This window comes from Candidatus Symbiopectobacterium sp., assembly GCF_020054415.1.
In the GTDB taxonomy this organism is placed as follows: Bacteria; Pseudomonadota; Gammaproteobacteria; order Enterobacterales; family Enterobacteriaceae; genus Symbiopectobacterium.
This window is the reverse complement of the sequence record NZ_JAHWCO010000408.1, coordinates 1-1,440: the sequence shown is the minus strand read 5'-3', so window position 1 is coordinate 1,440 and position 1,440 is coordinate 1. Positions and strand designations below refer to the sequence as shown.

3 protein-coding genes and 1 pseudogene are annotated in these 1,440 nt (G+C 52.9%); 3 read left to right on the top strand and 1 reads right to left on the bottom strand.

Annotation, left to right across the window (positions count from 1 at the left end):
- The 3 genes and pseudogenes from QZ506_RS11995 to QZ506_RS11985 form a co-directional block, all read left to right on the top strand.
- Positions 1-85 (top strand): annotated as a pseudogene (locus QZ506_RS11995) (lipoprotein); the annotation flags it as partial.
- Positions 86-143: 58 nt separating this feature from the next.
- Positions 144-767 (top strand): hypothetical protein, encoded by a 624-nt coding sequence (locus QZ506_RS11990; RefSeq protein WP_291971313.1) that lies wholly within the window; start codon positions 144-146, stop codon positions 765-767.
- The gene (locus QZ506_RS11985; protein WP_291971312.1) at positions 764-1,075 is read left to right on the top strand and encodes a methyl-accepting chemotaxis protein; all 312 of its coding nucleotides are present in this window, start codon (positions 764-766) and stop codon (positions 1,073-1,075) included. The genes QZ506_RS11990 and QZ506_RS11985 overlap by 4 nt, the downstream gene beginning before the upstream one ends.
- Before the next feature lie 39 nt (positions 1,076-1,114).
- On the opposite strand, the gene QZ506_RS11980 is transcribed toward QZ506_RS11985, so the two are convergent.
- Positions 1,115-1,440: integrase core domain-containing protein (locus QZ506_RS11980; RefSeq protein WP_291971311.1), on the bottom strand; the 326-nt coding region annotated here is incomplete at its 5' end.

Sequence of the window (1,440 nt, the reverse complement as noted above, 5' to 3'; positions counted from 1 at the left end):
TCAGGTGGGTGAAGCCATGGCCATGGTCAAAGCGCTTAACCGGATCACGCTATTAGGAATGCCGAACAGTATTCGCATCACGTAACAATCGACCCGTATGGGGCGCAGTCGTCACAAGTTCTGATTTATTCAACAAAGCCCCGTTGAATGAAAAGTTTATTGCTGCCGTCAATGGTTATCAGGCGGTCGCCGCCGATAACCAGACAGTGCAAACCATCGATCGTCTGGTGTCATGGTGCAAAAACATCCTGATGGTAGCACTGTTGGCTGGCGCAGTGATCCTGCTGCTCACCGATCACTATCTGGTCGGTTGCGTCATCAAGCCTCTCACCGCGATCAGCCACCACTTCCGCACCCTGACCGAAGGCAAACTGGAGAAGAATCTGGATGGCTTTGGCCGCAACGATGCCGGACAGTTAGTGCCCTATTTAGGGGAAATGCAAGACAGCCTGAAGGCGACCTTCATTGCCATTCGCGGCAGCGCCGATGCCATCTACGTAGGGACGTCAGAGATCTATGCGGGCAATAACGATCTCTCCAGCCGTACCGAGCAGCAGGCGGCGGCACTGCAACAAACGGCGGCCAGCATGGAACAGCTGGGTACCACGCTCAAGCGCAACACCGACAATGTCCATCAGGCCACCCGTCTGGCAGAAAAAACCACCGGCGTGGCGAAAAAGGGCTGGGAAATGGGCAAAGAGTTGGGGGGGGCATTATGGACAGTATCGCCGCCAGATCGCATAAAATCACTGACATCACCAGCATGATCAACAGCATCGCGTTCCAGACCAATATTCTCGCGCTAAACGCGGCGGTCGAAGCGGCACGCGCCGGCGAGCAAGGACGCGGGTTTGCCGTGGTTGCCAGTGAAGTGCGCAATCTGGCGCAAAAAAGCGCGCAGGCCGCCAAAGATATTGAAACCCTGATTGCCGAATCCGTTGAGCGCGTCGATGCCGGTGCGCGTCACGTAACCCGCACCGGCGATGTGATGGATAGCATTATTGAGGCCATCGGTCAGGTAAATGCGTTGATCGAAGAGATCTCCACCGTATCCGATGTACTAGCTCAGACCTGATCTGACAGTTACCGATTATTTATACAGGTGTCTGTCAGATTACATCTGGTTCAGATTCTTTTCTGCCCAGATCCGTTTTCCATCGAGTAAACTGGCCATCGGCGTAAGCCCGCAGCACATTTTTCCCTGATGAGTTCGCTCATTATTGTAATGCCACAACCAGTTATCCAGATCTACCTGCAGGCTTTCCAGGTCTCCATATAACTTCTTGCGGAACGTAACCTGATAAAAATCCTGCAAAATGGTTTTATGGAAGCGCTCGCAGACGCCGTTCGTCTGCGGAGACATCGCCTTCGTTTTCGTATGCTCAATATCGTTGATAGCCAGATAAAGCTGATAATCATGCTGCTCCACTTTACCACAGT